At 55.4% G+C, this 24083-nt stretch carries 26 protein-coding genes; 20 read left to right on the top strand and 6 right to left on the bottom strand.

The window, feature by feature from the left end; genetic code table 11:
• The first annotated feature begins 163 nt into the window (after positions 1-163).
• Positions 164-739, top strand: a complete 576-nt coding sequence (locus tag AC0N03_RS12515) for a hypothetical protein (RefSeq protein ID WP_474289133.1) — start codon at positions 164-166, stop codon at positions 737-739.
• A gap of 93 nt (positions 740-832) precedes the next feature.
• Here the strand turns inward: AC0N03_RS12515 and AC0N03_RS12510 are convergent, their stop codons facing one another.
• Positions 833-1300: a hypothetical protein gene (locus tag AC0N03_RS12510; protein ID WP_474289132.1), complete on the bottom strand. Its 468-nt coding sequence runs from the start codon at positions 1298-1300 to the stop codon at positions 833-835.
• Between the two features lie 291 nt (positions 1301-1591).
• Here AC0N03_RS12510 and AC0N03_RS12505 point away from each other — a divergent pair, with 291 nt between their 5' ends.
• The 5 genes from AC0N03_RS12505 (at position 1592) to AC0N03_RS12485 (ending at position 6106) form a co-directional block, all read left to right on the top strand.
• Complete coding sequence (locus AC0N03_RS12505) at positions 1592-2620, top strand: LacI family DNA-binding transcriptional regulator (RefSeq protein ID WP_474289131.1); 1029 nt, start codon at positions 1592-1594, stop codon at positions 2618-2620.
• Between the two features lie 241 nt (positions 2621-2861).
• Positions 2862-3074, top strand: coding sequence for a hypothetical protein (locus tag AC0N03_RS12500; protein ID WP_474289130.1), 213 nt, complete (start codon positions 2862-2864; stop codon positions 3072-3074).
• 317 nt (positions 3075-3391) lie between these two features.
• Positions 3392-4291 (top strand): sugar phosphate isomerase/epimerase family protein, encoded by a 900-nt coding sequence (locus AC0N03_RS12495; protein ID WP_474289129.1) that lies wholly within the window; start codon positions 3392-3394, stop codon positions 4289-4291.
• Between the two features lie 9 nt (positions 4292-4300).
• The gene (locus AC0N03_RS12490; RefSeq protein WP_474289128.1) at positions 4301-5311 is read left to right on the top strand and encodes a Gfo/Idh/MocA family protein; all 1011 of its coding nucleotides are present in this window, start codon (positions 4301-4303) and stop codon (positions 5309-5311) included.
• A 9-nt stretch (positions 5312-5320) separates the two neighbouring features.
• On the top strand, positions 5321-6106 hold the full coding sequence (locus AC0N03_RS12485; protein ID WP_474289127.1) for a TIM barrel protein: 786 nt from the start codon (positions 5321-5323) through the stop codon (positions 6104-6106).
• A 93-nt stretch (positions 6107-6199) separates the two neighbouring features.
• Here the strand turns inward: AC0N03_RS12485 and AC0N03_RS12480 are convergent, their stop codons facing one another.
• Complete coding sequence (locus AC0N03_RS12480) at positions 6200-7234, bottom strand: LacI family DNA-binding transcriptional regulator (protein WP_474289126.1); 1035 nt, start codon at positions 7232-7234, stop codon at positions 6200-6202.
• A 155-nt stretch (positions 7235-7389) separates the two neighbouring features.
• On the opposite strand from AC0N03_RS12480, the gene AC0N03_RS12475 reads away from it, so the two are divergent.
• From AC0N03_RS12475 to AC0N03_RS12430, 10 genes are all read left to right on the top strand, one after another.
• Complete coding sequence (locus tag AC0N03_RS12475; RefSeq protein WP_474289125.1) at positions 7390-8370, top strand: substrate-binding domain-containing protein; 981 nt, start codon at positions 7390-7392, stop codon at positions 8368-8370.
• Between the two features lie 105 nt (positions 8371-8475).
• Positions 8476-9501: an ABC transporter permease gene (locus AC0N03_RS12470; protein ID WP_474289124.1), complete on the top strand. Its 1026-nt coding sequence runs from the start codon at positions 8476-8478 to the stop codon at positions 9499-9501.
• A 10-nt stretch (positions 9502-9511) separates the two neighbouring features.
• Positions 9512-10507 (top strand): ABC transporter permease, encoded by a 996-nt coding sequence (locus tag AC0N03_RS12465; RefSeq protein WP_474289123.1) that lies wholly within the window; start codon positions 9512-9514, stop codon positions 10505-10507.
• A gap of 10 nt (positions 10508-10517) precedes the next feature.
• Positions 10518-11321 carry an ATP-binding cassette domain-containing protein gene (locus tag AC0N03_RS12460; protein WP_474289122.1) on the top strand — a complete coding sequence of 268 codons (804 nt, stop codon included), beginning with the start codon at positions 10518-10520 and terminating at the stop codon, positions 11319-11321.
• 28 nt (positions 11322-11349) lie between these two features.
• A complete protein-coding gene (locus AC0N03_RS12455; RefSeq protein WP_474289121.1) occupies positions 11350-12252 on the top strand; it encodes a sugar phosphate isomerase/epimerase family protein in 903 nt (300 codons plus the stop codon).
• A gap of 118 nt (positions 12253-12370) precedes the next feature.
• The gene (locus AC0N03_RS12450) at positions 12371-13372 is read left to right on the top strand and encodes a Gfo/Idh/MocA family oxidoreductase (protein WP_474289120.1); all 1002 of its coding nucleotides are present in this window, start codon (positions 12371-12373) and stop codon (positions 13370-13372) included.
• 72 nt (positions 13373-13444) lie between these two features.
• On the top strand, positions 13445-14617 hold the full coding sequence (locus AC0N03_RS12445) for a Gfo/Idh/MocA family protein (RefSeq protein ID WP_474289119.1): 1173 nt from the start codon (positions 13445-13447) through the stop codon (positions 14615-14617).
• Between the two features lie 53 nt (positions 14618-14670).
• Positions 14671-15612, top strand: a complete 942-nt coding sequence (locus AC0N03_RS12440) for a sugar phosphate isomerase/epimerase family protein (RefSeq protein ID WP_474289118.1) — start codon at positions 14671-14673, stop codon at positions 15610-15612.
• Positions 15613-15664: 52 nt separating this feature from the next.
• Positions 15665-16594 carry a TIM barrel protein gene (locus tag AC0N03_RS12435; RefSeq protein ID WP_474289117.1) on the top strand — a complete coding sequence of 310 codons (930 nt, stop codon included), beginning with the start codon at positions 15665-15667 and terminating at the stop codon, positions 16592-16594.
• Between the two features lie 356 nt (positions 16595-16950).
• The gene (locus AC0N03_RS12430; RefSeq protein ID WP_474289116.1) at positions 16951-17778 is read left to right on the top strand and encodes a class I SAM-dependent methyltransferase; all 828 of its coding nucleotides are present in this window, start codon (positions 16951-16953) and stop codon (positions 17776-17778) included.
• Between the two features lie 308 nt (positions 17779-18086).
• On the opposite strand, the gene AC0N03_RS12425 is transcribed toward AC0N03_RS12430, so the two are convergent.
• The 3 genes from AC0N03_RS12425 to AC0N03_RS12415 form a co-directional block, all read right to left on the bottom strand.
• On the bottom strand, positions 18087-18617 hold the full coding sequence (locus AC0N03_RS12425) for a hypothetical protein (protein WP_474289115.1): 531 nt from the start codon (positions 18615-18617) through the stop codon (positions 18087-18089).
• Between the two features lie 120 nt (positions 18618-18737).
• Positions 18738-19190 (bottom strand): hypothetical protein, encoded by a 453-nt coding sequence (locus AC0N03_RS12420; RefSeq protein WP_474289114.1) that lies wholly within the window; start codon positions 19188-19190, stop codon positions 18738-18740.
• 148 nt (positions 19191-19338) lie between these two features.
• The gene (locus AC0N03_RS12415; protein WP_474289113.1) at positions 19339-19518 is read right to left on the bottom strand and encodes a hypothetical protein; all 180 of its coding nucleotides are present in this window, start codon (positions 19516-19518) and stop codon (positions 19339-19341) included.
• Positions 19519-19657: 139 nt separating this feature from the next.
• Here AC0N03_RS12415 and AC0N03_RS12410 point away from each other — a divergent pair, with 139 nt between their 5' ends.
• Complete coding sequence (locus AC0N03_RS12410; protein ID WP_474289112.1) at positions 19658-19900, top strand: hypothetical protein; 243 nt, start codon at positions 19658-19660, stop codon at positions 19898-19900.
• Positions 19881-20165 (top strand): hypothetical protein, encoded by a 285-nt coding sequence (locus tag AC0N03_RS12405; RefSeq protein WP_474289111.1) that lies wholly within the window; start codon positions 19881-19883, stop codon positions 20163-20165. The genes AC0N03_RS12410 and AC0N03_RS12405 overlap by 20 nt, the downstream gene beginning before the upstream one ends.
• Here AC0N03_RS12405 and AC0N03_RS12400 read toward each other — a convergent pair whose 3' ends face one another.
• Entirely contained in the window at positions 20166-20975 is an 810-nt protein-coding gene (locus AC0N03_RS12400; RefSeq protein WP_474289110.1) for a hypothetical protein, read from the bottom strand. It lies immediately after the preceding gene.
• Positions 20976-21916: 941 nt separating this feature from the next.
• Between AC0N03_RS12400 and AC0N03_RS12395 the strand changes: the two genes are divergently transcribed.
• Both AC0N03_RS12395 and AC0N03_RS12390 read left to right on the top strand, forming a co-directional pair.
• A complete protein-coding gene (locus AC0N03_RS12395; protein WP_474289109.1) occupies positions 21917-22705 on the top strand; it encodes an SDR family NAD(P)-dependent oxidoreductase in 789 nt (262 codons plus the stop codon).
• Positions 22706-23096: 391 nt separating this feature from the next.
• Positions 23097-24050 carry a SphA family protein gene (locus tag AC0N03_RS12390; protein ID WP_474289146.1) on the top strand — a complete coding sequence of 318 codons (954 nt, stop codon included), beginning with the start codon at positions 23097-23099 and terminating at the stop codon, positions 24048-24050.
• Positions 24051-24083: the final 33 nt, after the last annotated feature.

The following is a 24083-nucleotide window of genomic DNA, read 5'->3' as shown; positions in this document are numbered from 1 at the left end:
GAAGCAAAATTCCAGGAGATGTGCCTGCTTAGGGAAAGCGAGGCCCCGGGATGACCGGTGGAGCTTTTCGGAATGAAAATTAATCAAGCATCGGGTGAAACGGAAACTTCATCCTCTTTGATTTTTTTGAGGTCTGGTCATGGTCAAAAGGAGACGCCGCGCCATGTTCGAGGAAGGCTCGAGCATCGATATTAACCGGCTGGTGCGCTTGCTTAAGCGGCCGAATTTGCCGGGGCTGAGGGCGACGTGGACCGTCGTCGATCACGGTCCGGAGAAAGCTTCTGGCACAATTTGCCTCGAATTCGCGGGCGAGCGATCAGGTGTTTTCAAAATCGAGTTGGCTGCGCTGAGCCAGAGCGTCGACCTCGTCGCCGAGCCGCGTCATCTCGGCGGCTGCCAATGGTACTTTCTCTGTCCGCAAACGCGGCGGAAATGCTCGGTTCTTTGGCGGCCTCTGGGCACCAAAACTTACGCCAGCAGCCGGGCCTGGCAGCGTGTTGCCGCTTACCGGAGCCAGTTCCTGACCCGGCCGCTACGCGCCGGGAACAATGCAGAGAAGTTGCGGCGCCGCCTGAGTGGCGACAAGCATATGTCGATTTTCGATTGCATCCCCGAGCCGCGCCCCAAAGGCATGCACCATCGAACCTACGACCAAATTGTCGAACGCTGTGACGCGTATGAAGCCATTGCCGACGAGTATCTCACCCAATTTCTGCTCCGCTATCGCTCGAAATTTTAAAACCTATTTCGATTTGTGGAATTCCTCGTGGCTTTGTTATTGTTGCAATATTTCCAGCTAAAGCGCTACGAGCACTGTGACAGCATCGAATACCTAGAAGCCGAATTCGGGGATAAATTTGGCTATTTCTTCATGAGGAATGTAGCGATCAAATATTTTTGATTCCTCTAAATTGTTATCGTAGAAGACCCGCGGAGCAATCAAAACGACCTCAAAGTCGTTATAGCTCCCAAATTTTGCATTGTGCCGCCAATCGTATGCTCTTTCGTGATAAAGTTTGGGCTGGTTGTTGGTGAATTTCCCAGCCGCAAGCTTATTCTCGATGTGGATTGCGAATCTTTCTGCAGTAGCGTGGTCTTCGAGAACGATGAGAATGTCAGTCTCGGATTGTACTCCCGTCTTTTTCGATTGATACCATGGATGGTTGGAGCGCAACACGACTATGCGGGTCTGGCGATTTTGAAATTTCGTCTTGCTCAGGAACCATGTAGCGAATTGCTCCGATTCCCTGAACTTTTTATCGAATAGCGTGTCTAGTTGCTTTTCTGAAAATTTAACCATTAAAGCCCCCTATTCACAACAGTTGGCACACATCGGGCTTTATGCCGAGTGCTCTACAACTTTTCCCTGCAGATAATAACGGCTCTGCGATCTTCTGGATTCTTGTCCGCTCCTGTTGATTGCCATCTGGATCACAAGCTGACGGAAATTAATAGTGAGCAAGCAGGATGCCCAACATTACCGCTCCTAAAATGGTGTATGGAGCGCCGGCCGTGAATTTCTTGATCTGACATGAGGTTTTGTGTCATGGAAGAAGAAACAATGCTTCACCGTTGAGCGGGAGATCCTATCATGGGTCGAGCCACAATCGTCGATCTTGCCCGAGAGGCGGGTGTCAGCGTCGCGACGGTTGATCGAGTACTGAATGGTCGCATGAAAGTGCGCGAAGAGACTGCACTCAAGGTTCAGGAAGCAGCCCGGCGCATCGGCTACCATGGAGTCAACGCGATCCGCAACCGCATTCTTGCTGATATGCCTGAAATGCATTTTGGGATCGTTCTGCAAAAGGAACGGCACGAATTCTACCGGAACTTTGCTGCTCAGATCGAGAACAGAATCCTCGCCGATACCGATCACCGACTGCGCGCTACCATACGCTTCGCCGAGACCACCATGCCAGGAGAATTGGCGGATATTCTGTCCTCAATGGCAGGCAGGGTGGATGCAGTGGCCTGCACCGGAGTTGACCATCCTGCCGTGACCGCGGCCGTTTCCGACCTGCGCGTTCGCGGTATCCCGACATTCTCTCTCTTGTCGGATTTCGCGCAAGGCGTACGGGAAACCTATATTGGACTCAATAATTTGAAAGTTGGTCGGTCAGTTGGATGGTTGATGTCACGGATCGCAATGCGCCCCGGAAAAATCGCGATCTTCATCGGAGCGCATCGTTTTCATGGTCAGGAATTGCGCGAGACGGGCATGCGTAGTTCCTTTCGTGATTACGGTCCTGATTTCGAGCTGCTTAATCCGCAGATCAATCTCGAGACGCGGGCTTATACCTACGAGGCGACGCATGACCTACTCGAACGGAACCCTGATCTCGTGGGGTTATATTGTGCTGGTGGCGGAATGGAGGGTGCGGTCTCGGCCTTGGGCGAGGCGCGCAAACCTGGCGAAGTGGTCCTGTTCGTCAATGAACTGACGGATGTGACGCGCCAGGGTCTGCAAAATCAGATTGTCTCGATCGTGATCGCCACGCCCCTGAGCCGGCTCTGCGACGAACTTATCGCGGCGATGGTGCATACAGTTGAACACGGCATGTCGAGCACTCGGGGACAGCTATTCCTGCCGTTTGAGGTGTGGACGCCAGAATCTCTTTAATTGATGTAAAACATCATTGATTGCGATCTTTTTCTTTCATGGATGATGTTTTCGGGTCGGCTAATTTGTTGACCGATGTATGTTTTCAGATAACGCTTGAGAAGTCGTGCAGTCGGAGTGCAGGGCTTAGGGTAGCGTGGCTGACTGACCAGGAGCAGCATTCTAGCGGTCTGCGCCTGATGAGCGCTTCCCCTATCGAAAATGTCCAGGCAGAATCGGGCTTTCGGAGGAGGAGCTACCAATGAAAAGATTGCCGATCTCAAAGGCAATCGTTGCGTTAACGGTGATTGCGATATCGGCTGAGAAAATTGGCGTCTCGAAGGTGCTGTTTGATGACAACTTCCTCCCCGTGTTGGGCAACGGCGCGGGCGATCGCTCAAGGGCAGGAACGGTGTTGAGATGCAAGGCACCAAGAACATCCACGAAGCGATTGGCGGCCCAGTCTACGGCATAAAGATTAGCATCTTTGGTGAACAGACTGCTCGTCGGTCGCTCGACGAAGCTAGAACCTGAAGAAGGAAGATACTAGCGAGCAGGAGGGTGACGCCTTTATGACCCGCGCTAAGACACAGGCACAATACGCCGACGCAGCTTGATCCGAATAGCGATCGCCCGGCATATCCGAGCGACAACCTAAAAAAGTGAATCAAGCGTTGCGCGCTGCGAAGGGCGCAAATCACCTGTTCTCTTTGGAGGATTGGCGTGGGCGAAGGCCAATATTCGCCGATCGAGAAGAGAGCATTGCACAACGTTAAAATTGAGGAAACCCCTATGAAAATAGCACTTGATCCCTTCATGCACCGCCATCTGTCACTTGAGGAACTGCCCTTTAAGGTCAAGGAGCTTGGCTACGACTGGATGGAACTTTCTCCTCGGGGGGATTTTCTTGAATGGTTCAAGGCGCCACGCGTATTCCCCGAACGCGTGAAATCGTTCAAACGGGCGCTGCGGGAGAGCGGTGTCGGCATTGCCTCTCTGCTGCCAATGTATCGCTGGGCCTCGAATGACGAGGGCGAGCGTCGTTCCGCCGTTCGCCATTGGAAGCGCGCCATCCAGATTGCCGTCGAACTCGAGGTCGACACGATGAATTCGGAATTCGGCCGTGGTCCGCATCCCGATAAGGGCTCGTGTTATTGCTGCCATACCGGCTCGATGATTGAGACCTGCGAGGAAGCTTGGTGGCGCTCGATGGAGGAACTAGTTCCGCTGTTCGAGCGCGAGAACATCAATCTGCATGTCGAGCCGCATCCGGAAGATTGGTGCGAGACCCTTCAACCAGCGGTCGATATCATCCGCACGGTCAATTCGAAGAATGTGAAATTTCTCTATTGCGCGCCGCATACTTTCTATTTTGGCGACGATACGAAAGCGATGCTGCGCGAATGCGCTGATGTGCTGGCGCATGTCCATGTCGGCGACACGTTCAACCACAAAGCTTCGTCCGGTCTTCGTTACATTATCAATCCACCGGGCTCTGCGGCGCGGGTTCACCAGCATCTCAACATCGGTCAGGGCGAAGTGCCGTGGGATGATTTCTTCGGCACGCTCGGCGAAATCGGCTTTGACGGCATCATGACGGCCTGTGTCTTCGCCTGGGAGGACAAGGCTGACGAAAGTGGTCGATTCATGCGTCAGAAGATGCAGGATTACGTCGACAAATATTGGAAATGAGGACTCACCATGGCTCTTAAAATTGGGATTATCGGCACAGGCGCCATCGGGCGCGAACATGCCCGGCGGATCAATCAAGTGCTTCAAGGCACCAAAATCGTCGCACTGAGTGACCTGAATCTGGCCAGCGCGGAAGCCGTGAAAACGGATATTGCTCCCGAAGCGATAGTCTATGCCTCTGGCGAGGAGCTAATTGCCGCCTCGAATGTCGATGCGGTGCTGGTGACGTCGTGGGGCGCGACGCATGAACAATACGTGCTTGCGGCGATTGCTGCCGGTAAACCGTGCTTTTGCGAAAAGCCGCTCGCAACCACGGCCGAAGGGGCCAAACGTATTGTCGAAGCCGAGATCGCGCATGGTACGCGCCTGGTGCAGGTGGGGTTCATGCGTCGGTACGATGAAAGCTACCGCCTGCTCAAGAAAGCAGTCGACAGCGAGATCGGTCAGCCGCTGATGATCCACGCCGCACATCGCAACCCCGCCGTGCCCGAGCAATACGTCACGCCAATGGCGATCCATGATACGATGATCCACGAGATCGACGTGTTCCGCTGGCTGCTCGACGATACCTATGTGTCGGCGCAGGTTATTTTTCCGCGCGCTACGTCGCATTCTCATGCGAAGCTGAAAGATCCTCAGATCGTGTTGCTGGAAACAGCTAAAGGCATCCGTATTGATGTCGAGATCTTCGTGAACTGCCGCTACGGCTACGACATCCAGTGTCAGGTGGTAGGTGAAGAGGGTGTGGCGTATCTGCCCGAGCCGATGTCGGTAGTGATGCGCAAGGAAGCGACGCTGAAGAACAGCATCCTGACCGACTGGAAAGACCGTTTTATCGCCAGCTACGATGTTGAGTTGCAGGATTTTATCGAGGCCGCTGCCAAAGGCACTGCCTCGGGTCCAAGTTCGTGGGACGGTTATGTCGCCGCGATCAGTGCGGATGCCTGCGTCGAAGCACAGGAAAAAGCTGGCGAAGTTATCGCGATTATTCTGCCGGATCGTCCGGCTCTATACAACTGAGGTGTTACCATGCGTTTTGCAATGAACCATATATCTGCAGCGAAGCTTTCACTCGAAGACTTCTTCAAGATGTCCAAAAACCTAGGGATCACCGAAGTGGAAATCCGTAATGACCTTCCCAACGTGGTGGGTACGATGGAACCTGCAGCGGTGAAAGCCGCAGCTAAAAAGGCCGGCGTGGCGATCCTGACGATCAATGCGCTTTATCCGTTCAACGTGTGGTCGGGCGATCTTCCTGCCCGCGCGGCGGCCATGGCTGACTATGCCAATGCTTGCGGGGCGAAAGCACTGGTCATGTGCCCGCTCAACGACGGTACGAAAGTCGCCTACGAAGAACTCGTCGAGGCACTCAAGCAAATGAAACCGATACTCGCCTCACGCGATCTTATTGGCCTCGTCGAGCCGCTGGGCTTCCCGGTTTCCTCGATGCGCAAGAAGGAGACGGCGATCCAAGCCATAAAGGATGCAGGCGGGGAGGGCGTTTACAAGCTGGTGCATGACACCTTTCACCACCACCTTGCTGGCGAGACTGATTTCTACCCTGGATGGACCGGTCTGGTTCATATTTCGGGTGTTGTCGATTCTGAGGTGGCTGTAAATGACATGCTTGACGCACATCGCGTCCTGGTGAACGCGTCCGACCGCCTGGAGAATATCGCTCAAATCAAGGCACTGTTGGCGGCAGGTTACGAAGGCCCGTTTAGCTTCGAACCCTTTTCTACCGAGGTTCATGACGCGGCCAATCCGGAAGCAATCCTCCGCGAGAGCATCGATTTCGTAAAAGCTCAGGTTTGACTCTTGACGGGCCTCCAATAAATCAAGCCATTTTGAACCGGAATTATCCATTTGAGCGCTATCCGCTCCATTGGGCGTAGATCAATTCTCTTTTCAAACGCTTTCTGGTGTGACGATCTCAAACGGAACGATACGCTGAACTACCGAACTGCTCGTGGGTCCCGTGACGGCGTCGACCATTACATCGATCAGCTCTCCGGATGTTCGCTCGAGCGGGTGGCAGAGAGCGGCGGTGATCAGCCCTTCCGTTAATCCTTTGCGAGTTTCGGGGCCGATGTCGCGGCATACGACGCGCAGCCTTTTGCGGCGCTCGGACGGTAATTCCCGCATTGCGCGAAGCACACCGGAGATGCCACCGCCAGCGATGAAAAGGCCGACAAGATCGGATTCCGCCGCGACCAGATCGCGCACGATGCGATAGGCGATTTCGGGCTCTTCCTGCGTTGGGATCGTGTCACCGACGGTGATTTGTGGTGCGTGTTCGCGGATATAGGAGCGGAAACTGGCGTCGGAAATGTCCTGGCACTGATAGCGATGATTGCCGATGAAGGTTGCTATCTTGCCGAAGCCCTGGGTTGTCTGCGCAATGAACCAGCCCGCCGTGCGGCCCAGTTTCCAATTGTCGGTGCCGACATAGCCGATACGGCCCGGCGCCGACTGATCCGTGATATAGGCAATCACAGGCACGTTTTTAGTCCGGAGCATCTCGATGGCTTGCCCGATGAGGGGGTGATCTGCGGCAACGAGCGCAACAGCGTCGTTCTCCTCTCCGAGCTGTAAAAGGTTCCCCGCAATTGCCTCCGGAGACAGGTCGTCCTCGAAGCGCACGTCCGGCGTCACAACAACATCCTTGCGTCGGTTGGCCGATTCCTCGATCGATGCGCCGAACATCCGGTAGAGTTGCCGATGCGATTGCTGCAGCAAAAACCCCAGCCTGAAATGGGGAAGCGCATCTTTCCGGCGGTTCTTGATTGCGCCCAATCCATAAAAGCCGATCTCCTCCGCGGCTTTCAGGATGTGGTCGATCGTATCCTGGCGCACCGCACCAGACCCGTGAAGGAGGCGATTGACCGTCGAAATGCTGACGCCGGCGGCAATGGCAAGATCGGATATCGTCGGCCGATTCATTTAGAAGCCCGTTTTTGTTTCATTTTTGAATGACATGATATGAAACAATATGAAATCATATCAGAAATTGTTGTTCTAATTTGGCATGAAACAAAGGTATTAATCAACCCGTATTTTGGAGCTCATCAATGGGATGAGATAGGGAGGAAAAAAGAATGATAAATGCCAGCAAACTGATTGCCACCATGATTACGACGAGCGCGGTAGCGTTCGGTGCAACATCCGCTATGGCGACCGGCGCCAAGATTTTCGTCGTCGGCGGCAAGGCTGACGATCCCTTCTGGTCGATCGTAAAACGTGGCGCCGAAGATGCTGGCGCTGTTGTTAAGGCGCAGGGCGGCAGCGTGACCTGGCTCGCCCCGCAGAACTACGACAACCTCGGCCCGGATGCAGCCGAACTGATCCGTCAAGCGATTGATCAGCACGCCGATGCAATTGTCGCCCCGGATTGGGTGCCGGCAGCCGAGGATCCCGCTTTTCAGGCCGTTAAGGCGGCGGGTATTCCGTTTATCGTCTACAACGCCGGCGGCATCGAAGCCGCAAATCGTCTTGGCGCGATGAATTACGTCGGCGCAGTAGATTACAAAGCCGGCGTTGCCGGGGGTGATTACGTCGGCAAGCATGGCAGCAAGAATGGGGTGTGCGTCAACTCCCTTCCAGGTGCGGCCAATATCGAGGACTATTGCCGGGGCTTCAAGGATGGCATCACCGCTGCGGGCGGCAAGGCAGAGGTCTTGCCGATGCCGGCCACCGCTGAAGGCAATGTGACCGCCGTCACTCAGGCCGTTCGTGCCTATTTGCTCCAGCATCCGGACATAGACTCGGTATTTACGACGGCCAATCTCGACGCCGTTGGCGCTGCTCAGGCGGTCGCCCAGGCAGGCAAAACCGGCAAGGTTCAGATCTGCGGCGTCAATTTCGACCAAGCGATTCTGTCGCAGATCAGCGGCGGCCAACAGGCCTGCGCCATCGACCAGCAGGGCTACCAACAGGGCTTTTATGCGGTGTCGATCCTGAATGGCTATGTCAATTATGGCCTGAGCATTCCGACCCGCGAAATCCTGACCGGTCCGGGCGTTGTCGACGCCTCTAACATCAAGTCAACCATGACAGGCGCGAAGCAAGGTACCCGCTGAGAACATTGCTGGACCAAGGATCGCGCGATCCCTCGTGCGGCCCTTGGTCTGCCCGGTCCCCGACTGGGGGCTTGCAACGCGACCTAACATGCTGAAGAGGCTGACATGTCGGACATAAGCAAAAAGCCGCCGGATTGGGGCGTAGCGCTCGGTCGGCTGGTTCGTAGGCCGGAGATGGGATCATTCGTTGGAATGATTGTCGTCTATATCTTCTTCGCCGTGCTGGGCGGCGCCGTGTTTCGCGGGACAACCGGGTTTTCAAGTTTTCTGAACACGGCCTCTGAAGTGGGTATCATCGCGCTGCCTGTCGGTCTCCTCATGATTGCGGGTCAGCTTGACATCTCTGTCGGCGCGGTGGTCCCAGCGTCTTCATTAACGGTTGCAATCATTTCAGGACGCTACGGGGCTCCTGACATTCTGGGTATCCTTGGTGGCCTGGGCGTTGGGCTTCTGGTTGGATACGTCAACGGTCTTCTGGTGACCCGCACAACTGTCCCCTCGCTCATTATTACGATCGGTACGATGTTCGGCGTCATGGGGCTGACATTGGGCCTCACGATCCTGATTGCGGGTAGCACAGGGGTCTTTATCGTCCCCGATCCCGTGACCAATTCGCTTTTGGGTCAATCCATCGGCGGAATGTTCCAGGTAAGCATCCTTTGGTGGGTCGCCTTTGTCCTCGTGATTTTCTACATTTTACATATTTCGCCGCGCGGCAACTGGATACTGGCGTTGGGCGGAGACCGTGAAAGCGCGCGCAATGCAGGCATTCCCACGGAGAGATTGACCATCCAGCTTTACATGATGTCGGGCTTTGCTGCGGCTTTCGTCGGCATCAGTCAGGTGATTGCTTTCAAGAGCGCGCAAGTCGCCGCAGGTCAGTCATTCATCTTCAATTCGATCATGTGCGTCGTCATTGGTGGAGTGCTGTTGACCGGCGGGCGCGGTTCCGTCGTGGGCATCGTATTTGGCACGATCACCTTTGCCGTGGTGAACCAGGGTATTTTCTTTACCGGCATCAACCCGGATGTTGGGAGCATCATTATCGGCGCGCTGTTGCTCGTCGCGGTTCTGGCCAACGACACCTTCCGGCAAATAGCGCTTCGCTATTCGCCGGGGACGCGGAAGTGAGGGCGGCGCTATGACAGACCTATTCGGACGATTTTTGCGCCGACCGGCCGCCGGCTCGCTGCTCAGTCTGATCGCAATTGTTGCTTTGTTCGTGGTGTTCGGCGGAGCCCGGCTTGGCACCCTGCTGGCAGCGGCAAGCTGGCTGAACTTTGCGGCAAATCTCGGTATTGTCGCGATGCCTGTTGGTTTGCTGATGATCGCCGGGGAAGTTGATATTTCGATCGGTGCCATGATCCCCGCGGGTTCAATGGCCACGGCGATCCTGTCGGGCTATTACGGGCTGCCTATCGGGGTTGGCATGGCCGGGGCGCTTGCCATCGGCGTCGTCGTCGGTCTCGTCAACGGCCTTCTGGCGGTGCGCACTTCCGTACCGACGCTGATCATCACGCTGGGCACGCTCGTTGCCATGCAGGGTGTGGTGCTGAGTGCATCGGTTCTGCTGACTGGCAATGCCAGTGTGTCACTAATGCCGCCGGCCTGGGCGAAGTTCGCATTCGGCCACCTGATCGGCGGAAGCCACCAGGTGATCATTATATGGTGGGTGGTCCTTGCGACGGTTTTCGGCCTTGTCCTGCACCAAACGCGCTACGGCAACTGGATATTCGCCATGGGCGGCGACAGGGAGAGTGCGCGCAATGCAGGCATTCCCACAACGCGGTTAACAATTGCGCTCTTCGTTCTGTCCGCCACCTGCGCTTCCTTCGTCGGTATGTGTCAGGCGATACTTTTTAATTCGGCGCAGGTCTCCGGTGGAATGGGCTACATCTTCAACACCATCGTCAGCGTTGTCGTGGGAGGCGTGTTGCTCACCGGCGGGTTTGGATCCGCCCTCGGCATTTTCTTCGGTACTCTGACTTTCGCCGTCGTCAGCCAAGGCATTTATTTCACACAATTTGATCGCAACTGGTCGAACCTCATCATCGGCGTCACGCTGCTGATCGCGGTTCTGATGAATAACACCTTCCGCAAAATGGCGCTGACTTATGCGCCCCGGAAAAGCAAGTGAGGGCCATGGGATGAGTGAGCCGGTTCTGGAACTGAGACACGTCAACAAGTCCTTCGGGCCGATCGACGTTCTGCATGACATTTCGCTAACAGTAAACGCAGGCGAGGTTCTCTGTCTGCTCGGCGATAACGGGGCGGGGAAATCAACTCTCATCAAGACATTGGCTGGCGTCCACGCGCCAACCTCCGGCCAGATCCTCATGGATGGCCGACCGGTTCAATTTTCTGGTCCGCGCAGTGCGCAGGAGATGGGCATTTCCACAGTGCATCAGTTTGGCGGCACGTTTCCGCTCATGTCCATCGGCCGGTCCTTTTTCGTGGGCGTCGAGCCCACCAAGGGCTGGGGGCCTTTCAAGATCTACGACAGGAAAAAGGCTAATGAAACGGCTGTAAAAGCAGTGCAGGAGTTCGGTATTACCCGGATCGACGATGGAGACCGGCTGATTGGCGGACTTTCAGGTGGCGAGCGTCAGTCACTGGCGATTGCCCGCGCCGTCCACTTTGGCGCGCGCGTACTGATCCTTGACGAACCAACGGCGGCTTTGGGCGTCAAGCAGGCATCGCACGTTCTCAGAATTGTGCTTGAAGCCAAGAAACGCGGTGTGGCTGTGATCTTCATCACGCATCAGGTCACCCATGCGATGGCCGTGGGCGACCATTTCGCGGTTCTGATCCGCGGTGCCCTTGCGGCGAATTTCCGCAAGGGTGAAAAGACCCGCGAAGAAATCACCGACCTCATGGCCGGCGGTGAAGCGTTGGCAAATCTTGAAAACTACATGGACGCGCATGAAGGCCAGGTGCCGCCTGTAGCTTAATATTGAACAGAATAGAGAGGAAACCCCTATGAAAATAGCACTTGATCCCTTCATGCACCGCCATCTGTCACTTGAGGAACTGCCCTTTAAGGTCAAGGAGCTTGGCTACGACTGGATGGAACTTTCTCCTCGGGGGGATTTTCTTGAATGGTTCAAGGCGCCACGCGTATTCCCCGAACGCGTGAAATCGTTCAAACGGGCGCTGCGGGAGAGCGGTGTCGGCATTGCCTCTCTGCTGCCAATGTATCGCTGGGCCTCGAATGACGAGGGCGAGCGTCGTTCCGCCGTTCGCCATTGGAAGCGCGCCATCCAGATTGCCGTCGAACTCGAGGTCGACACGATGAATTCGGAATTCGGCCGTGGTCCGCATCCCGATAAGGGCTCGTGTTATTGCTGCCATACCGGCTCGATGATTGAGACCTGCGAGGAAGCTTGGTGGCGCTCGATGGAGGAACTAGTTCCGCTGTTCGAGCGCGAGAACATCAATCTGCATGTCGAGCCGCATCCGGAAGATTGGTGCGAGACCCTTCAACCAGCGGTCGATATCATCCGCACGGTCAATTCGAAGAATGTGAAATTTCTCTATTGCGCGCCGCATACTTTCTATTTTGGCGACGATACGAAAGCGATGCTGCGCGAATGCGCTGATGTGCTGGCGCATGTCCATGTCGGCGACACGTTCAACCACAAAGCTTCGTCCGGTCTTCGTTACATTATCAATCCACCGGGCTCTGCGGCGCGGGTTCACCAGCATCTCAACATCGGTCAGGGCGAAGTGCCGTGGGATGATTTCTTCGGCACGCTCGGCGAAATCGGCTTTGACGGCATCATGACGGCCTGTGTCTTCGCCTGGGAGGACAAGGCTGACGAAAGTGGTCGATTCATGCGTCAGAAGATGCAGGATTACGTCGACAAATATTTCAAAAAGTAGAGTAGCCGGTCTGATCGCAGTCAGGAACTGAACTGCGGAATTCAACGGAAATCTCGGAAAGACGCCTGACGGGCGTTTTTCCGACAGGGTGGTTTTGTCCCCAGTAAGGAGCAGGAAAATGGCCCTCAAGATCGGCGTGATAGGTACCGGGATGATCGGGCAGGATCATATTCGTCGATTGACAAACGTGCTTTCGGGCGCGGAGGTCATCGCCGTCAGCGATATCGATCGCGACCGTGCTGCTGCGGCGGCTCCGCAAGGTGCGAAGGTGTTTGACTCGCCGCAGGCGCTGATAGAAAGCGCCGAGGTCGAGGCGATCGTCATCTGCTCCTGGGGCCCCGCCCACGAAGCGCAGTTGCTCGCCTGCATTGCCGCCGGAAAGCCGGTCTTTTGCGAAAAGCCATTGGTGACCAGCGAAAATGCAGCGCTTTGTGTCATGGATGCCGAAGCAGCATTCGGACGGCGGCTTGTGCAGGTCGGCTTCATGCGCCGGTTTGATGCGGATTACCGCCGATTGAAAGCGGTCATCGACGGCGGTTCTCTGGGTGCACCGCTGATGTATTACTCAAAGCATCGCAATGCCTCGGTGCCGCAAGGACTCTACACCTCGGAAATGCCGCTCAACGACACGCTCGTTCATGATGCCGATATCTCCCGCTGGCTGTTGAGCGATGAAGTGGCTGGCGTTGAAGTTCGCGTTCCGAGACGATCATCCCGCAGCGTTGACCTGCGCGACCCGACGCTGGTTTTGCTACATATGGCATCGGGCGCGCTGGTCGATGTCGAGATATCGGTCAATATCGCCTATGGCTACGATATCCGCGGCGAGGTCAGCTGCGAGATAGGTGTCGCGAGCCTGCCGGAACGCCCGGCAACAGTCATCCGGGATGCGCAGGGCGTGCGCCAGAAGGTGCCCGAAGATTGGCGCGAGCGCTTTATCGAAGCCTACGATCAGGAGTTCCGCGAGTGGATAGTTGCGGCCAGCAACGGCACTGCGACGGGGCCCAGCACCTGGGACGGATATGCGGCGACGCTGGTTGCAGATGCGGCGCTGCGCGCTGTCGAGAGCGGAGGGCTCGAGAAGATCACAATGCGCCCCAAGCCCGCTCTTTATGAATAACGGGTCTGAGGCAAACCGCATGGAATGAGGGGCCGATATGCTTGGCTCGGCAAGGAAAAGAAAGGACGACACATGATTAATGGAGAACGACTGATTTCGCGGCCCTTGCGCTGGGGCATGGTGGGCGGCGGCCGCACCGGCCAGGTCGGCTACAAGCATCGCACCGGTGCGCTGCGGGATGGCACCTATCGGCTGGTAGCTGGCGCATTCGATCTCGATGCCGCCCGCGGCAAGGATTTCGGCGTGAACCTCGGTGTAGCCGAGGACCGATGCTATGCAGACTACAAGGCGCTAATCGCTGGCGAGACTGCCCGTGCGGATGGCGTCGACGTTGTTTCGATCGCGACACCCAATTTCACACATTTCGAGATCACCAAGGCATGTCTGGAGGCAGGCTTGCACGTGATCTGTGAAAAGCCGTTGTTCTTCACAGTGGCCGAGTGCGAGGAAGTTGCCATTCTGGCGCAGAAAAAGGGACTGATCGTTGGTGTGACCTACGGTTTTACCGGGCATCCGCTGGTGCGCCAGATGGCGGCCATGGTCGCCAAGGGAATGCTAGGCGAAATCCGCATCGTCGATATGCAATATACCCACGGCTTCAATTCCGGCGACGATGCCGGCGCCGGAGAAGCCGTCAGGTGGCGCACCAATCCGAAAACCGCTGGCTCGACCTTTGTTCTCGGCGATATCGGCACGCATCTCTACTATCTCTCGGAAGTGGTGCTGCCGCATATGAAGATTGAAAAGCTGCTGTGTGACCGCAAGGCCTTCATTCCGACGCGCGCGCCGCTTGAGGATCATGCCACAGTCCTCATGCACTATGACAACGGGGCCCGCGGACGCCTTTGGGTCTCGTCGGTCGATGCGGGAAACATGGGCTCCCAGCGTTATCGCTTCGTCGGTTCAAAGGCCTCGGTCGAATGGTCGGATTCGCATCCCGATCAGTTGATCTACGAGGTACAGGGCGAGCCGAACCGTACCCTGCATCATGGTATGCCTTATCTCGAAACGGAAAGCCTCGCGGTGGACCGAATGGGCGCGCTGCATACCGAAGGCCTTGGCGACAGTTGGTCCAACATCTACCTGTGGATCGCTCAGGCCATCGACGCCCGGATGCGCGGCGACGAGGCCTTTCTTAGAACACATAGGTACCCCGGCATCGAGGCTGGCACCGAGGGTGTCCGCTGGCTGGAAAACTGTGTCCGCTCCGCCGATGCGGGCGCGGTCTGGGTCGATTTCAAATAGTTCCTCCCCCTAGGGCGCGCGTCGTCGCGCCCCTTTTTTATGGATATGATGATATGAAACTTTCTATCTGCACCGATGTCATGAGCAACCTTTCCTTCACCGATATGCTCGACAAATGCGTCGAGCTTGGCGTTGAGGGCATCGAGATGACGGGCGGCGGCTGGTCCCCGGCGCCGCATTTCCGCGCTGATGAGCTGCTGGCCGACAGAGGGCTCCTCAAGGCCAAGGTCAAAGAGATCTCGGCGCGCGGGCTCGAGATCGCGGCGCTTAATTGCTCGGCTAATCCACTCGATCCGGGCGAAATGGGCAAGCGCCACCGGACGGAAATGGAGCAGACCATCCGTCTTGCCGGCGAGATCGGTGTCAAGAAAATCGTGACCATGTCCGGCCTACCCGAAGCTGCCCCGGGCGATAGCGTGCCGAACTGGCTCGTCTACACCAAGAGCTGGCCTAACGAGATGCCCGAGCGCGACCGCTATCAATGGGAAGACCGCGCTTTTCCTCTGTGGCACGGGCTTGTGAAGCTGGCGGACGAAGTCGGCGTTGAAAAATATGCGCTCGAAAACTTCTCGGCAATGCTCGTCTGGAATCCCGAGACTTTGTTCCGACTTCGTAATGAAGTCGGCCCGAAGGTGGGCATGAATCTCGATCCCTCGCATCTGATGTGGATGGGCGCTGATCCCATCGCCTCGGCCCGCGCGCTGGGTAGCGCCATCCACCATTGCCACGGCAAGGACACGCGTATCGAACGCGGTCTCGCCGATGTGAACGGCCTGCTTGAACTCAGGGAGGTCACCGATGTCGCCAATCGCGCTTGGAATTATGTCGCCGTCGGCGCGGGCCATGATCTGCAATGGTGGAAGGAGTTTTTCTCGGTCGTGCGCATGATGGGCTATAACGACTGGGTCAGCCTGGAGATGGAGGATTTCACTATGTCGGTCGAAGCCGGCATCCAGTCCTCGATTGATGCGCTTAAGGCCACGATCAGCCGCTGAGGATTCCTTATCGGGCGGCTGGGCCGCCCGGTTTTCTGCTCGAAGGACAAAGATGAACACGCCGATCACCGTGAGTTGCGCGCCCTGTTGCTGGGGGGTCGACGATGTTGCGAACCCGCATTTGCCCCATTGGGAAACTGTGCTTGACGAAGCGGCGGCAGCTGGATTTGGTGGCCTGGAACTCGGGCCTTACGGCTATATGCCGCTCGACGCCGCACGTGTTTCAGCGGCGCTCGGCAAAAGGGGACTGCGCGTAGTCGCCGGCACCATTTTCGACGATCTCGTCGCGCAGGAAAACCGGGCAAACTTGCTGCGCCAGACCGATGAAATCTGCGCCCTGATCACCGCATTGCCCCGGCCTGTTACTCATGCGGGCCAGCGGTTTGCGGCACCTTATTTGACTGTGATGGACTGGGGGCATGAGGCGCGTGACTATGCCGCGGGTCATTCCGACCGCGCGAGGCGGCTTGATCATGTTGCGTGGGCGGGTATGGTCGCCAATATCCGCGCTATCGCCGAGCTTGCACGCGATAAATATGGTGTGCGTGCGGTTATCCATCCACACGCCGGCGGGCATATTGAATTTGCCGATGAAATCGAACGGATCGTGGCTGACATTCCGGCCGATGTAGCCGGCTTGTGCCTCGATACGGGTCACATCGCCTATGCGGGAATGGACCCTGTCGAAACCCTGCGCCGCTATTGGGCGCGTCTTGATTATATCCATTTCAAGGATATTGACCCAAAAGTTTTCGGCGAAGTGATGGGCGAGCATATCCGTTTTTTTGACGCCTGTGCCAAAGGTGTCATGTGCCCCATCGGCTCAGGCAGCATTGATTATCTGGCCGTTCGCGCGCTTCTGACCCAACTCGGCTATGGTGGCTATATCACAATCGAACAGGAGCGAGATCCCCGCAATAGAGTCAGTATCCTCGACGATCTTTCGGCGAGCCGGACGTTTCTGCGGCAGACCGGATTTTGAAATTGCCAAGCAATATGTTTCGATAGTCTTGGTAATTGGTGTTGACCTGAGGCCCGACTTCCCTCCGAGCGAAAGAACGACTACTGGTTTATCCAGGAGCTAATTGGCATGCTTCCAAATGACCACGACCGTTCCACCAGTTGTAGCCGTTGGGTTGGTAAATATGAGCTTATCTCCTTTTAAATCCAGAAATCGCTTCTGATTCTCGCCAATATAATTCGGGTATGTGCTTTGTTCGATGTGTGTCCGGCGTCAGCGCCAATGGAGGGCATGCGGTTTTCAGGTCAGGCTTGCTTGTTGAATGGCCTGTCATTAAAATGACCTTTGTCGTGGTGGGCAATTATCTTTGAGGCGGCATGAGCGACTTCAGCGCCTTCGCGGATACGGAAAGTTCGGCCTGGAAGGAAATTACTCGGGCTGCCGATTATGTGCAGCTTTTCGCTGGCGTTCCCCGACAGGCAATACCGGATCTGCTCGCTGCGGTTGATGTTCATGCGGGCGACGAAGCATTAGACCTTTGCTGCGGTCACGGTTCTGTGGCGGAGGCTTTGGTCGCTTCCGGCTGCAAAGTAACGGGCCTTGATTTTTCTCCCGCCATGCTGGAACTGGCGCGGGCTAATGTCGCCGATGCCAGCTTTATTGAAGGGGATGCACAGCGGATGCCTTTTGCCAGCCAGCACTTCGACATCGTGCTCTCAAATGTTGGTATTCCGCATGTGCCTGAACAAGAGTTGGCGCTCAGGGAAGCTTATCGCGTGTTGCGTCCGGGCGGCCGTTTGGCGATGACCGCGTGGTTCGGTCCTCAAGATTCGCCCTGCATGGGAATTTTATATGCCGCGATACGTCAATGCGGCAGTCCGGACGTCGTCTTGCCTCCGGCTCCGGATTTTCATCAGTTTGCCAATGAGGATTTTGCCCGCGATGTGCTGAAAAGCATCCGGTTCGAGCGCATAGCGTTTCGGCGCGTTGAATGCGTTTTGCGGCTCAGCACTCCCGAGCAATTCTGGGAGGTATTCGCGAAGGCCACAGCGCGCGCAGCCGGCATGCTTGCGGCACAACCACTGGCCAATCAGTGCGCAATTCAAAATGCTCTCTTAGGCGAAGTTCAGCGGTTCGCCGATAACGGACAATGGCACATTCCGATGCCGGCGATGCTCATCAGCGCAATGCGCCCTGACGTGTGACCTTGCCCTCAAGCACGATCCTGATTTGTCCTCGGCCGAATAGTGCTTCCGTGTGGCGCTGCGGATATCCTGCATTGCTTGCTCGGCAGGTGCCTTTGCAATAGGTTCTTTTGTCACTGGCGCCTTCGTTCTCAGCGTCTGTCCTTCTTGGAACAGATGAGACCAAAAATACTCCCTTAGGAAAAGCGACTAAATTGTTCCATTGGCGCTGACGCTGGACACACCAGTGGCGCCCCGTCGGACCGCGACGGTCAAGGCCGTGATGTTGCCGGCCTCAAGGGGAACATACCGAAGCACGGCCGGATTCATCAGTTCTTGAAGGGTATGATCTTGACCATCGCATACGTTTTGGTGTTGTCCATCATATACATTAACATCGCGTCCTTGACTTTCTCCACGTCCAAACTGCCGGAAATGAATAAGGTCTCCATTTTGCGTTGAATTTTATTGATTATAGCCGCAAAAGCTATTCCCAAGCCACTGTCACCGCCGTGATAATCGTCAAACGTTTTGTTAAGGGATGCCAGAGCCATAGCGGCAATCTTTGATCCGGTTCCTATTTCGGCGGGCTTTGCGGCAACGGTGATCGTATTGATCTTTTCCTCTTCCTTTTCGGCGTAATAGATCACGACTACGCCATCAACAACGTCCATGCACCGGAATCCGGTGCCATCCGTTTCCATAGCGCATTGATGCTGATGAGCCTTGAACGTCCCCTTTGCCATTAAGAGGTCTAGCGTTCGGCTATATTGATCTGGGGTAACGGTGAAGGTGTCGCGGGCTTGAGCCATTGCGCAGGCCGAAAAAAGCAACATAACCGATAAAATCCAGCTTTTCATTTGCGCCCCCGTCTACCTATGCCGTTCCGGCCTTGCTCTTTGAAAGAGGTCGCCCCTTTATTCTCCGTGGTCAACACCGCCAAAACTTGAGCATGGCGGCGCGCTTAATTTAGCACCGGCCTATTCAGGATATTGCTTCAGCACCTCAGCCGCATCAAATGCGCCTTTTGCGCCCGGCTCATTGGCGTGAAACATGATCACGGTCACACCAACATGAGAGGTTGGTGCATACATGGGCGTGCTGAACGTATGGCCGCTATATGAGCCATATCCAGAGGCATAGGTTGGTCCGCCATAAGCGTTGAAGTTTGCGGTCCCGGTTGAATATGAGTTCATGCCGACAAACTGGGACCCTTGCCCCATTTCAACGCCGTCCAACCGAAAATGAGTATAACCATGATCAATCGTGATCTGAGCCGCACGCCGCATGGTTTGCCCCGGAGCGCCGCGAACGAACAAGGCGCCGCGCGCCTGGGTATCCAGCCGCACCACGTTCGGCGCCAGAGGCATCTCTTGGGTGGTCACGCAAGCGGAAAGCCCCAAGGCAATGGGAAAAATAAGCCAAAATTTCATTGATGAGCCCCCGGTGGATGAAATGTCTTATTCAAGACTGATTTTATGAACTGATGATTATCATGGGGTGTGAGGTTTGCCCTATTCCTCGTGGTCAACCCCGCCATGATGAGAACACGCGCCCTGACGGTGCTCGGCAAAGCTCTGGCTACCGTTCCCGGCACACATAGTGCGCACCCGGCAGTTGCTTGTCGCGGCAGCGCGGCGTGAGCACCCTATGACTATTGGTGTTGATGTAATCCTCGCCCGTCGATGTGCACTTGGTTAAATAGGCCTGCGCAGATATCGGCATCAGCGCCAGCAGCTCCGCGACAATGATAGATTTCATAATTGATGCCTGAAACTGGATATTGAAATGACCTGAGCTTAAACCGCCCGGCCGGCAAAGCAAGGCCGCTGGATGCGGGATCGGGCTTGACTCTCAATCACTCTTGTTCTTATTTTGTTCCATCAATGGAGAACAAGCGATGCAAGCCAATGCGGCTGAAGGGCTGACACGGGATGACCCCATGCGCCCAAAAATTGAAGCCCTCTTGAAGCTATACAAGGGTAGTTATGACGCCGCCCTTCGGGCCCTGCTGACCGAACATGAGGCGTTCATTCAAAGCGTAGACGGCGCCTTATCGCATGGCTTCATCCGCCATCAGTTCTTCATGGCGGCGGCCAAGGCAAGCGAACCGCGAGGCGACCATGACCCGGCGCAAGGGTGAATATACGGCCGCCCAGCAAGCCCGGGACTATCCCTCTCATGTCGCCTATCGCCAACCGGCAAAGGGGACGGTCGAACTATATTTCGCTGTTGAGGCGTTCTGCAAATACAGAGAACATGCGCCAATGCAAGGCTCGACCTTCATGGATGATGAATGGTGGCTAATCAAGATGTTCAAACATGAAGCCGATGCTGAGGCGTTCCGCCTAGCCTTCGATGGCCGGAGATACGACAAGCCGGAAGGTCGGCGACGCTCCATCGTATGATCAGAACATCCACACATGATGGTAAGGGCTCAATCTCGAAGGCTTGGACCTACGCGCGATGCGCTGCGGCCTTGCGCCACAAACATGATCAAAAATCGCTTCGCTCGCGTATTTATAAAATTGATAAACGTCCCATTTCCGAACATTGATGGGATTCCAATCGATCTTGTCGTTTCCGCTGGGGCGCAATTGATTGCGTACCCGTGTTTCAGCTTTTTCTAACGCCTTAACAAAGGGATCGATCTCTATGTTGCTTCCAAGATTGGTCGGAAGCAGGCGCACGTAAGCAAAGCGAAATTTGGCGAGCAATTGGTTGGGCTCTGCTTCGCGAAAAATATCCCAGTGAGCGGCGGCGAACCTCACCCGATTAATTCCGGCATCGCAGCCATTTTTTATCGTAATACCCTTTGCAGTTAGTAAGTCAGCGAATACAGCGAGTTCAGCATTTAGAGAGTTCAATGCTTCGCTTTGAATAGCGCGCAATGTCTTCTGAGCCACGCTGACGCGATGCCCACGCATGGTTAATGTAGCCAGATGAGTCCACCAGCGAGCGCTGAAAATATTTCCGCCAAATGGATTAATTCTAGTACCTCCAAACATGCCAACATAGATGCCGCGCCATTCGTCAGCGTCCTGAGCACGAAAGAACAACGCATAAAGGCCCGCACCACCCACTGCTGGCATTGATTGATCAAACTTTACGTTTAAAAAGGGAACGTTGCATCTTGGATTAACGAGTTTAGCGTTAAATACATAGGCGGCATCGCAATGATGAAACGATAACGCAAACTGAGCAAGATTATAAGGCATTGGAATCTCCCCTCATTCGTCAGGGCGCAGAGCGCTAGACATGCGCCATTCTAAATTTTTCGCTGAAATGCGTTTTGCCCAAGCGACAGGATGATCTGAAACGCCAATTCAAACAAGACGATATTTGACGTTCGCCATTTTCTAAAACACGCCACTCACTGCATCTTATTATCTTACCATATCCGCACAGTAGTATGCTGTACGTTACGGCAGCCCACGATATATAGATACTGCAGCTTCCTTCGATAGTGTTTCACCAACCCCCTAGTGCGTCGACGACACCCTCTGGAACGCCCAAACGATTAGACTTCAATCCGCATATTCCCTAAGTCCGCCAAAGAACCCCACACAATTTGAAGGCGGTCTTTGCTGTCTTAAGGTGAAATGGTGGACAGAAAAAGCGGACAGCGTAATCCTGGCCATTGATGTATTATGTCGTTTGATCGCCCGGCGACTTTCAGGCTGGACGGAGTACTGTTCCAACTCGGGACATTACTCACCATCTCGCCTCACCCTTTCTCGCGCGGCCAGGCCGAGGTGCAAATCGGAAAGCTTGAGCGGACAAAATAAAAATGACACGAAATTTTCAATCTGGTGGGGTGTTTGGTGGGGTGAATTGGATTATTAAAAATTTTACCACTGAAAAGATTGATAAAATCAAGATAGTATGAAGGACTTCGTCTCCGCCATAGGCTATTTAAGCTGCTGATAAATTTGATTTTTCAAATTTGAAATTTCACTGTTTCTGATACTGGTCCCGAATGCTGGCATAATGGCCTTGAATTTATGCCATTTTCTAGACTTACAGGCCGCGGCGGTGTTTTATATTTCCGCATGGCTGCAGTTCAGCCGGATTTAGCTTTCCGACATCGTGCGGCATTTTAAAACAGCGTGTAGTCGCGCAGGAGACTAAATCCAGACTTTCTGCACAGGAGAGCGAAATGGCGCGCATATTCATTACCGGCAGCACCGACGGCCTTGGTCTCGAGGCAGCCCGGCAACTCCTCGCCGGCGGCCACAAGGTGGTTTTGCACGCTCGAACCAATGACCGGGCAACAGCGGTCAGCGACCTCGTCGGCGCCGGAGCAGAGCTCGTGATCGGCGATCTGCGAAGCGCCAGCGAAACGCGAGGGATTGCAGTCCAGGTCAATGCGCTGGGCCGCATGGATGCGGTCATCCATAACGCGGGAATCTATATCGCGCGGGAGCGGGGCGCGACGCCGGAAGCCCACGCCATCACGCTTGCTGTGAACACGCTCGCTCCCTACATTCTGACGGCTCTTATCGAACGTCCGGGACGTCTTGTCTTTTTGAGCAGTGGCTTGCATCGCGGTGGTGAGGGCTCGCTTCAGGACATCGATTGGACGCGGCGGGTCTGGGATGGCGGGAAGGCCTATGCGGAGAGCAAGCTGCAGGTTGTCGCTCTCGCATTCGCGCTTGCCCGGCGCTGGCCGGGCACTTATTGCAACGCGGTCGATCCGGGCTGGGTGCGCACACGCATGGGCGGGCCGAGTGCGCCTGTTGATCTGGGGACAGGCGCGCGCACGCAAAGCTGGCTCGCGGCAAGCGATGATCCTCGCGCCAAAGTCAGCGGCTTCTATTGGCACCATCAGTACCAACAGGTTCCGGCTGCGGAGGCAAGCGACCCGGTGTTTCAGGAAAAGCTGATGGATCGCCTCGCCGAACTGACCGGCGTGATGCTTGCCGCCTCTCAGACGTCTGGGCAGTGACCAGACTGCAGGTCTCCATCATACGGCAATGCGCTCAAAGACTGATGAGCGGGGCGCCAGCGGCATCGATCAGGCAGCCATGAACAAAGTTCGGTACCGGGATATCGCTGCAGTGAGACTGGTGACGGAACCCTGCTTGGCCTATGCGTCCACTCACTGTACGTTCGACGACATTCAGCGACAGGCTTCCGGTCAGATGACCGTTTCTGCAAAAAAGAGTTGTCATTAATGACATTCGAACATTAGAGTCTTTCCATGAGACACTTATTGAGTTACTAATTTATTGTTACAATATTCGCTTCAGACTCGTTTTTTGGGTTGGTTTAAAAAATCTTTGCCATAGCCGTGCCGGCGGTCTCGTTCTGGCATTTGGGGGAAAAGGGGATTGAAAATGAGCGTCAGGTTTGCATTGGGGGTCAGCAGCGCGCTGATAATTGGAACGGCAACGCTGGGTGCTGCACATGCCGCCGAGAACGCTACGGGTTTTTATCTGCTCGGTTCCAAGACCACAATGTCCGGCTTTCTGCCCGGACCCGGTGTGTATGGCGCCTTGTCTGAATATGGTTTTTCCGGGCAGGCCAGTGTTGCTCCCACCGGCGGCGGCCAGCTGAAGGGCAATATTGACGCCAAGGCATTTATCTCGATTCCAACTGCCCTGTGGGTGACGGATGCCCGTATTCTGGGCGGCAATCTGGCGTTCAGCATTTCTGAGCCGCTTGTCTACAAAAGCATCAGCGCGGATGCTTTCCTTGGGAGTCATCCACTGGCCTCGCTCAAGACAGATAATTTTGCGCCCGGCGATCCCGTGCTCGGTTCCACGATTGGCTGGCACAATGGCAATCTGCATTATTCTGTGAATGCTCTTCTCAATGTGCCTATTGGCCAGTGGGAAAAAGGCCATCCAGATAATGCCGCCTTCCATCATTGGGCGTTTGATACAACAGGCGCGCTGACATGGCTCGATCCTAAAACCGGGTTCGAGCTTTCTGGTGCAGCGGGCCTGACGTTCAATGCGGAGAATCCAGATACCAACTATAAAACCGGCACTGAATTCCACTTTGAGGGGGCCTCGATGCTGCACCTCTCTCACACCTTCAGCTTCGGATTGGACGGATATTATTATCAGCAGCTCACCGGCGACAGCGGTTCTGGTGCGGTGCTGGGAGCCTTCAAAGGGCGCGTCGTCGCCATTGGTCCGGCAGTCGACTATACGTTCAAGGTCGGTCAGACGCCTGTTGTCACCGGATTCCGGTATTTCCACGAGTTTGATGTCAGAAATCGCATAGCTGGCGATGTGGGATACATCACCATAGCAATACCGCTGTCGGGCGGCGGTTCGCACTAGGGCGCGGCCTGCCGGCTGCCTGCAGAATGTCTT

Source organism: Methylocystis sp. sgz306128 (assembly GCF_056032725.1).
This window is presented reverse-complemented; position numbering and strand designations above follow the sequence as displayed.

Excerpts from the sequence above, each read along its gene's own strand:
- AC0N03_RS12515 (WP_474289133.1), top strand. The coding sequence starts at position 164 with ATGTTCGAGGAAGGCTCGAGCATCGATATTAACCGGCTGGTGCGCTTG.
- AC0N03_RS12495 (WP_474289129.1), top strand. The coding sequence starts at position 3,392 with ATGAAAATAGCACTTGATCCCTTCATGCACCGCCATCTGTCACTTGAG.
- AC0N03_RS12400 (WP_474289110.1), bottom strand. The coding sequence starts at position 20,975 with ATGCCTTATAATCTTGCTCAGTTTGCGTTATCGTTTCATCATTGCGAT.
- AC0N03_RS12485 (WP_474289127.1), top strand. The coding sequence starts at position 5,321 with ATGCGTTTTGCAATGAACCATATATCTGCAGCGAAGCTTTCACTCGAA.
- AC0N03_RS12440 (WP_474289118.1), top strand. The coding sequence starts at position 14,671 with ATGAAACTTTCTATCTGCACCGATGTCATGAGCAACCTTTCCTTCACC.
- AC0N03_RS12450 (WP_474289120.1), top strand. The coding sequence starts at position 12,371 with ATGGCCCTCAAGATCGGCGTGATAGGTACCGGGATGATCGGGCAGGAT.
- AC0N03_RS12510 (WP_474289132.1), bottom strand. The coding sequence starts at position 1,300 with ATGGTTAAATTTTCAGAAAAGCAACTAGACACGCTATTCGATAAAAAG.
- AC0N03_RS12505 (WP_474289131.1), top strand. The coding sequence starts at position 1,592 with ATGGGTCGAGCCACAATCGTCGATCTTGCCCGAGAGGCGGGTGTCAGC.
- AC0N03_RS12390 (WP_474289146.1), top strand. The coding sequence starts at position 23,097 with ATGAGCGTCAGGTTTGCATTGGGGGTCAGCAGCGCGCTGATAATTGGA.
- AC0N03_RS12430 (WP_474289116.1), top strand. The coding sequence starts at position 16,951 with ATGAGCGACTTCAGCGCCTTCGCGGATACGGAAAGTTCGGCCTGGAAG.
- AC0N03_RS12500 (WP_474289130.1), top strand. The coding sequence starts at position 2,862 with ATGAAAAGATTGCCGATCTCAAAGGCAATCGTTGCGTTAACGGTGATT.
- AC0N03_RS12475 (WP_474289125.1), top strand. The coding sequence starts at position 7,390 with ATGATAAATGCCAGCAAACTGATTGCCACCATGATTACGACGAGCGCG.
- AC0N03_RS12435 (WP_474289117.1), top strand. The coding sequence starts at position 15,665 with ATGAACACGCCGATCACCGTGAGTTGCGCGCCCTGTTGCTGGGGGGTC.
- AC0N03_RS12410 (WP_474289112.1), top strand. The coding sequence starts at position 19,658 with ATGCAAGCCAATGCGGCTGAAGGGCTGACACGGGATGACCCCATGCGC.
- AC0N03_RS12395 (WP_474289109.1), top strand. The coding sequence starts at position 21,917 with ATGGCGCGCATATTCATTACCGGCAGCACCGACGGCCTTGGTCTCGAG.
- AC0N03_RS12465 (WP_474289123.1), top strand. The coding sequence starts at position 9,512 with ATGACAGACCTATTCGGACGATTTTTGCGCCGACCGGCCGCCGGCTCG.
- AC0N03_RS12490 (WP_474289128.1), top strand. The coding sequence starts at position 4,301 with ATGGCTCTTAAAATTGGGATTATCGGCACAGGCGCCATCGGGCGCGAA.
- AC0N03_RS12480 (WP_474289126.1), bottom strand. The coding sequence starts at position 7,234 with ATGAATCGGCCGACGATATCCGATCTTGCCATTGCCGCCGGCGTCAGC.
- AC0N03_RS12455 (WP_474289121.1), top strand. The coding sequence starts at position 11,350 with ATGAAAATAGCACTTGATCCCTTCATGCACCGCCATCTGTCACTTGAG.
- AC0N03_RS12470 (WP_474289124.1), top strand. The coding sequence starts at position 8,476 with ATGTCGGACATAAGCAAAAAGCCGCCGGATTGGGGCGTAGCGCTCGGT.
- AC0N03_RS12425 (WP_474289115.1), bottom strand. The coding sequence starts at position 18,617 with ATGAAAAGCTGGATTTTATCGGTTATGTTGCTTTTTTCGGCCTGCGCA.
- AC0N03_RS12405 (WP_474289111.1), top strand. The coding sequence starts at position 19,881 with ATGACCCGGCGCAAGGGTGAATATACGGCCGCCCAGCAAGCCCGGGAC.
- AC0N03_RS12420 (WP_474289114.1), bottom strand. The coding sequence starts at position 19,190 with ATGAAATTTTGGCTTATTTTTCCCATTGCCTTGGGGCTTTCCGCTTGC.
- AC0N03_RS12460 (WP_474289122.1), top strand. The coding sequence starts at position 10,518 with ATGAGTGAGCCGGTTCTGGAACTGAGACACGTCAACAAGTCCTTCGGG.
- AC0N03_RS12445 (WP_474289119.1), top strand. The coding sequence starts at position 13,445 with ATGATTAATGGAGAACGACTGATTTCGCGGCCCTTGCGCTGGGGCATG.
- AC0N03_RS12415 (WP_474289113.1), bottom strand. The coding sequence starts at position 19,518 with ATGAAATCTATCATTGTCGCGGAGCTGCTGGCGCTGATGCCGATATCT.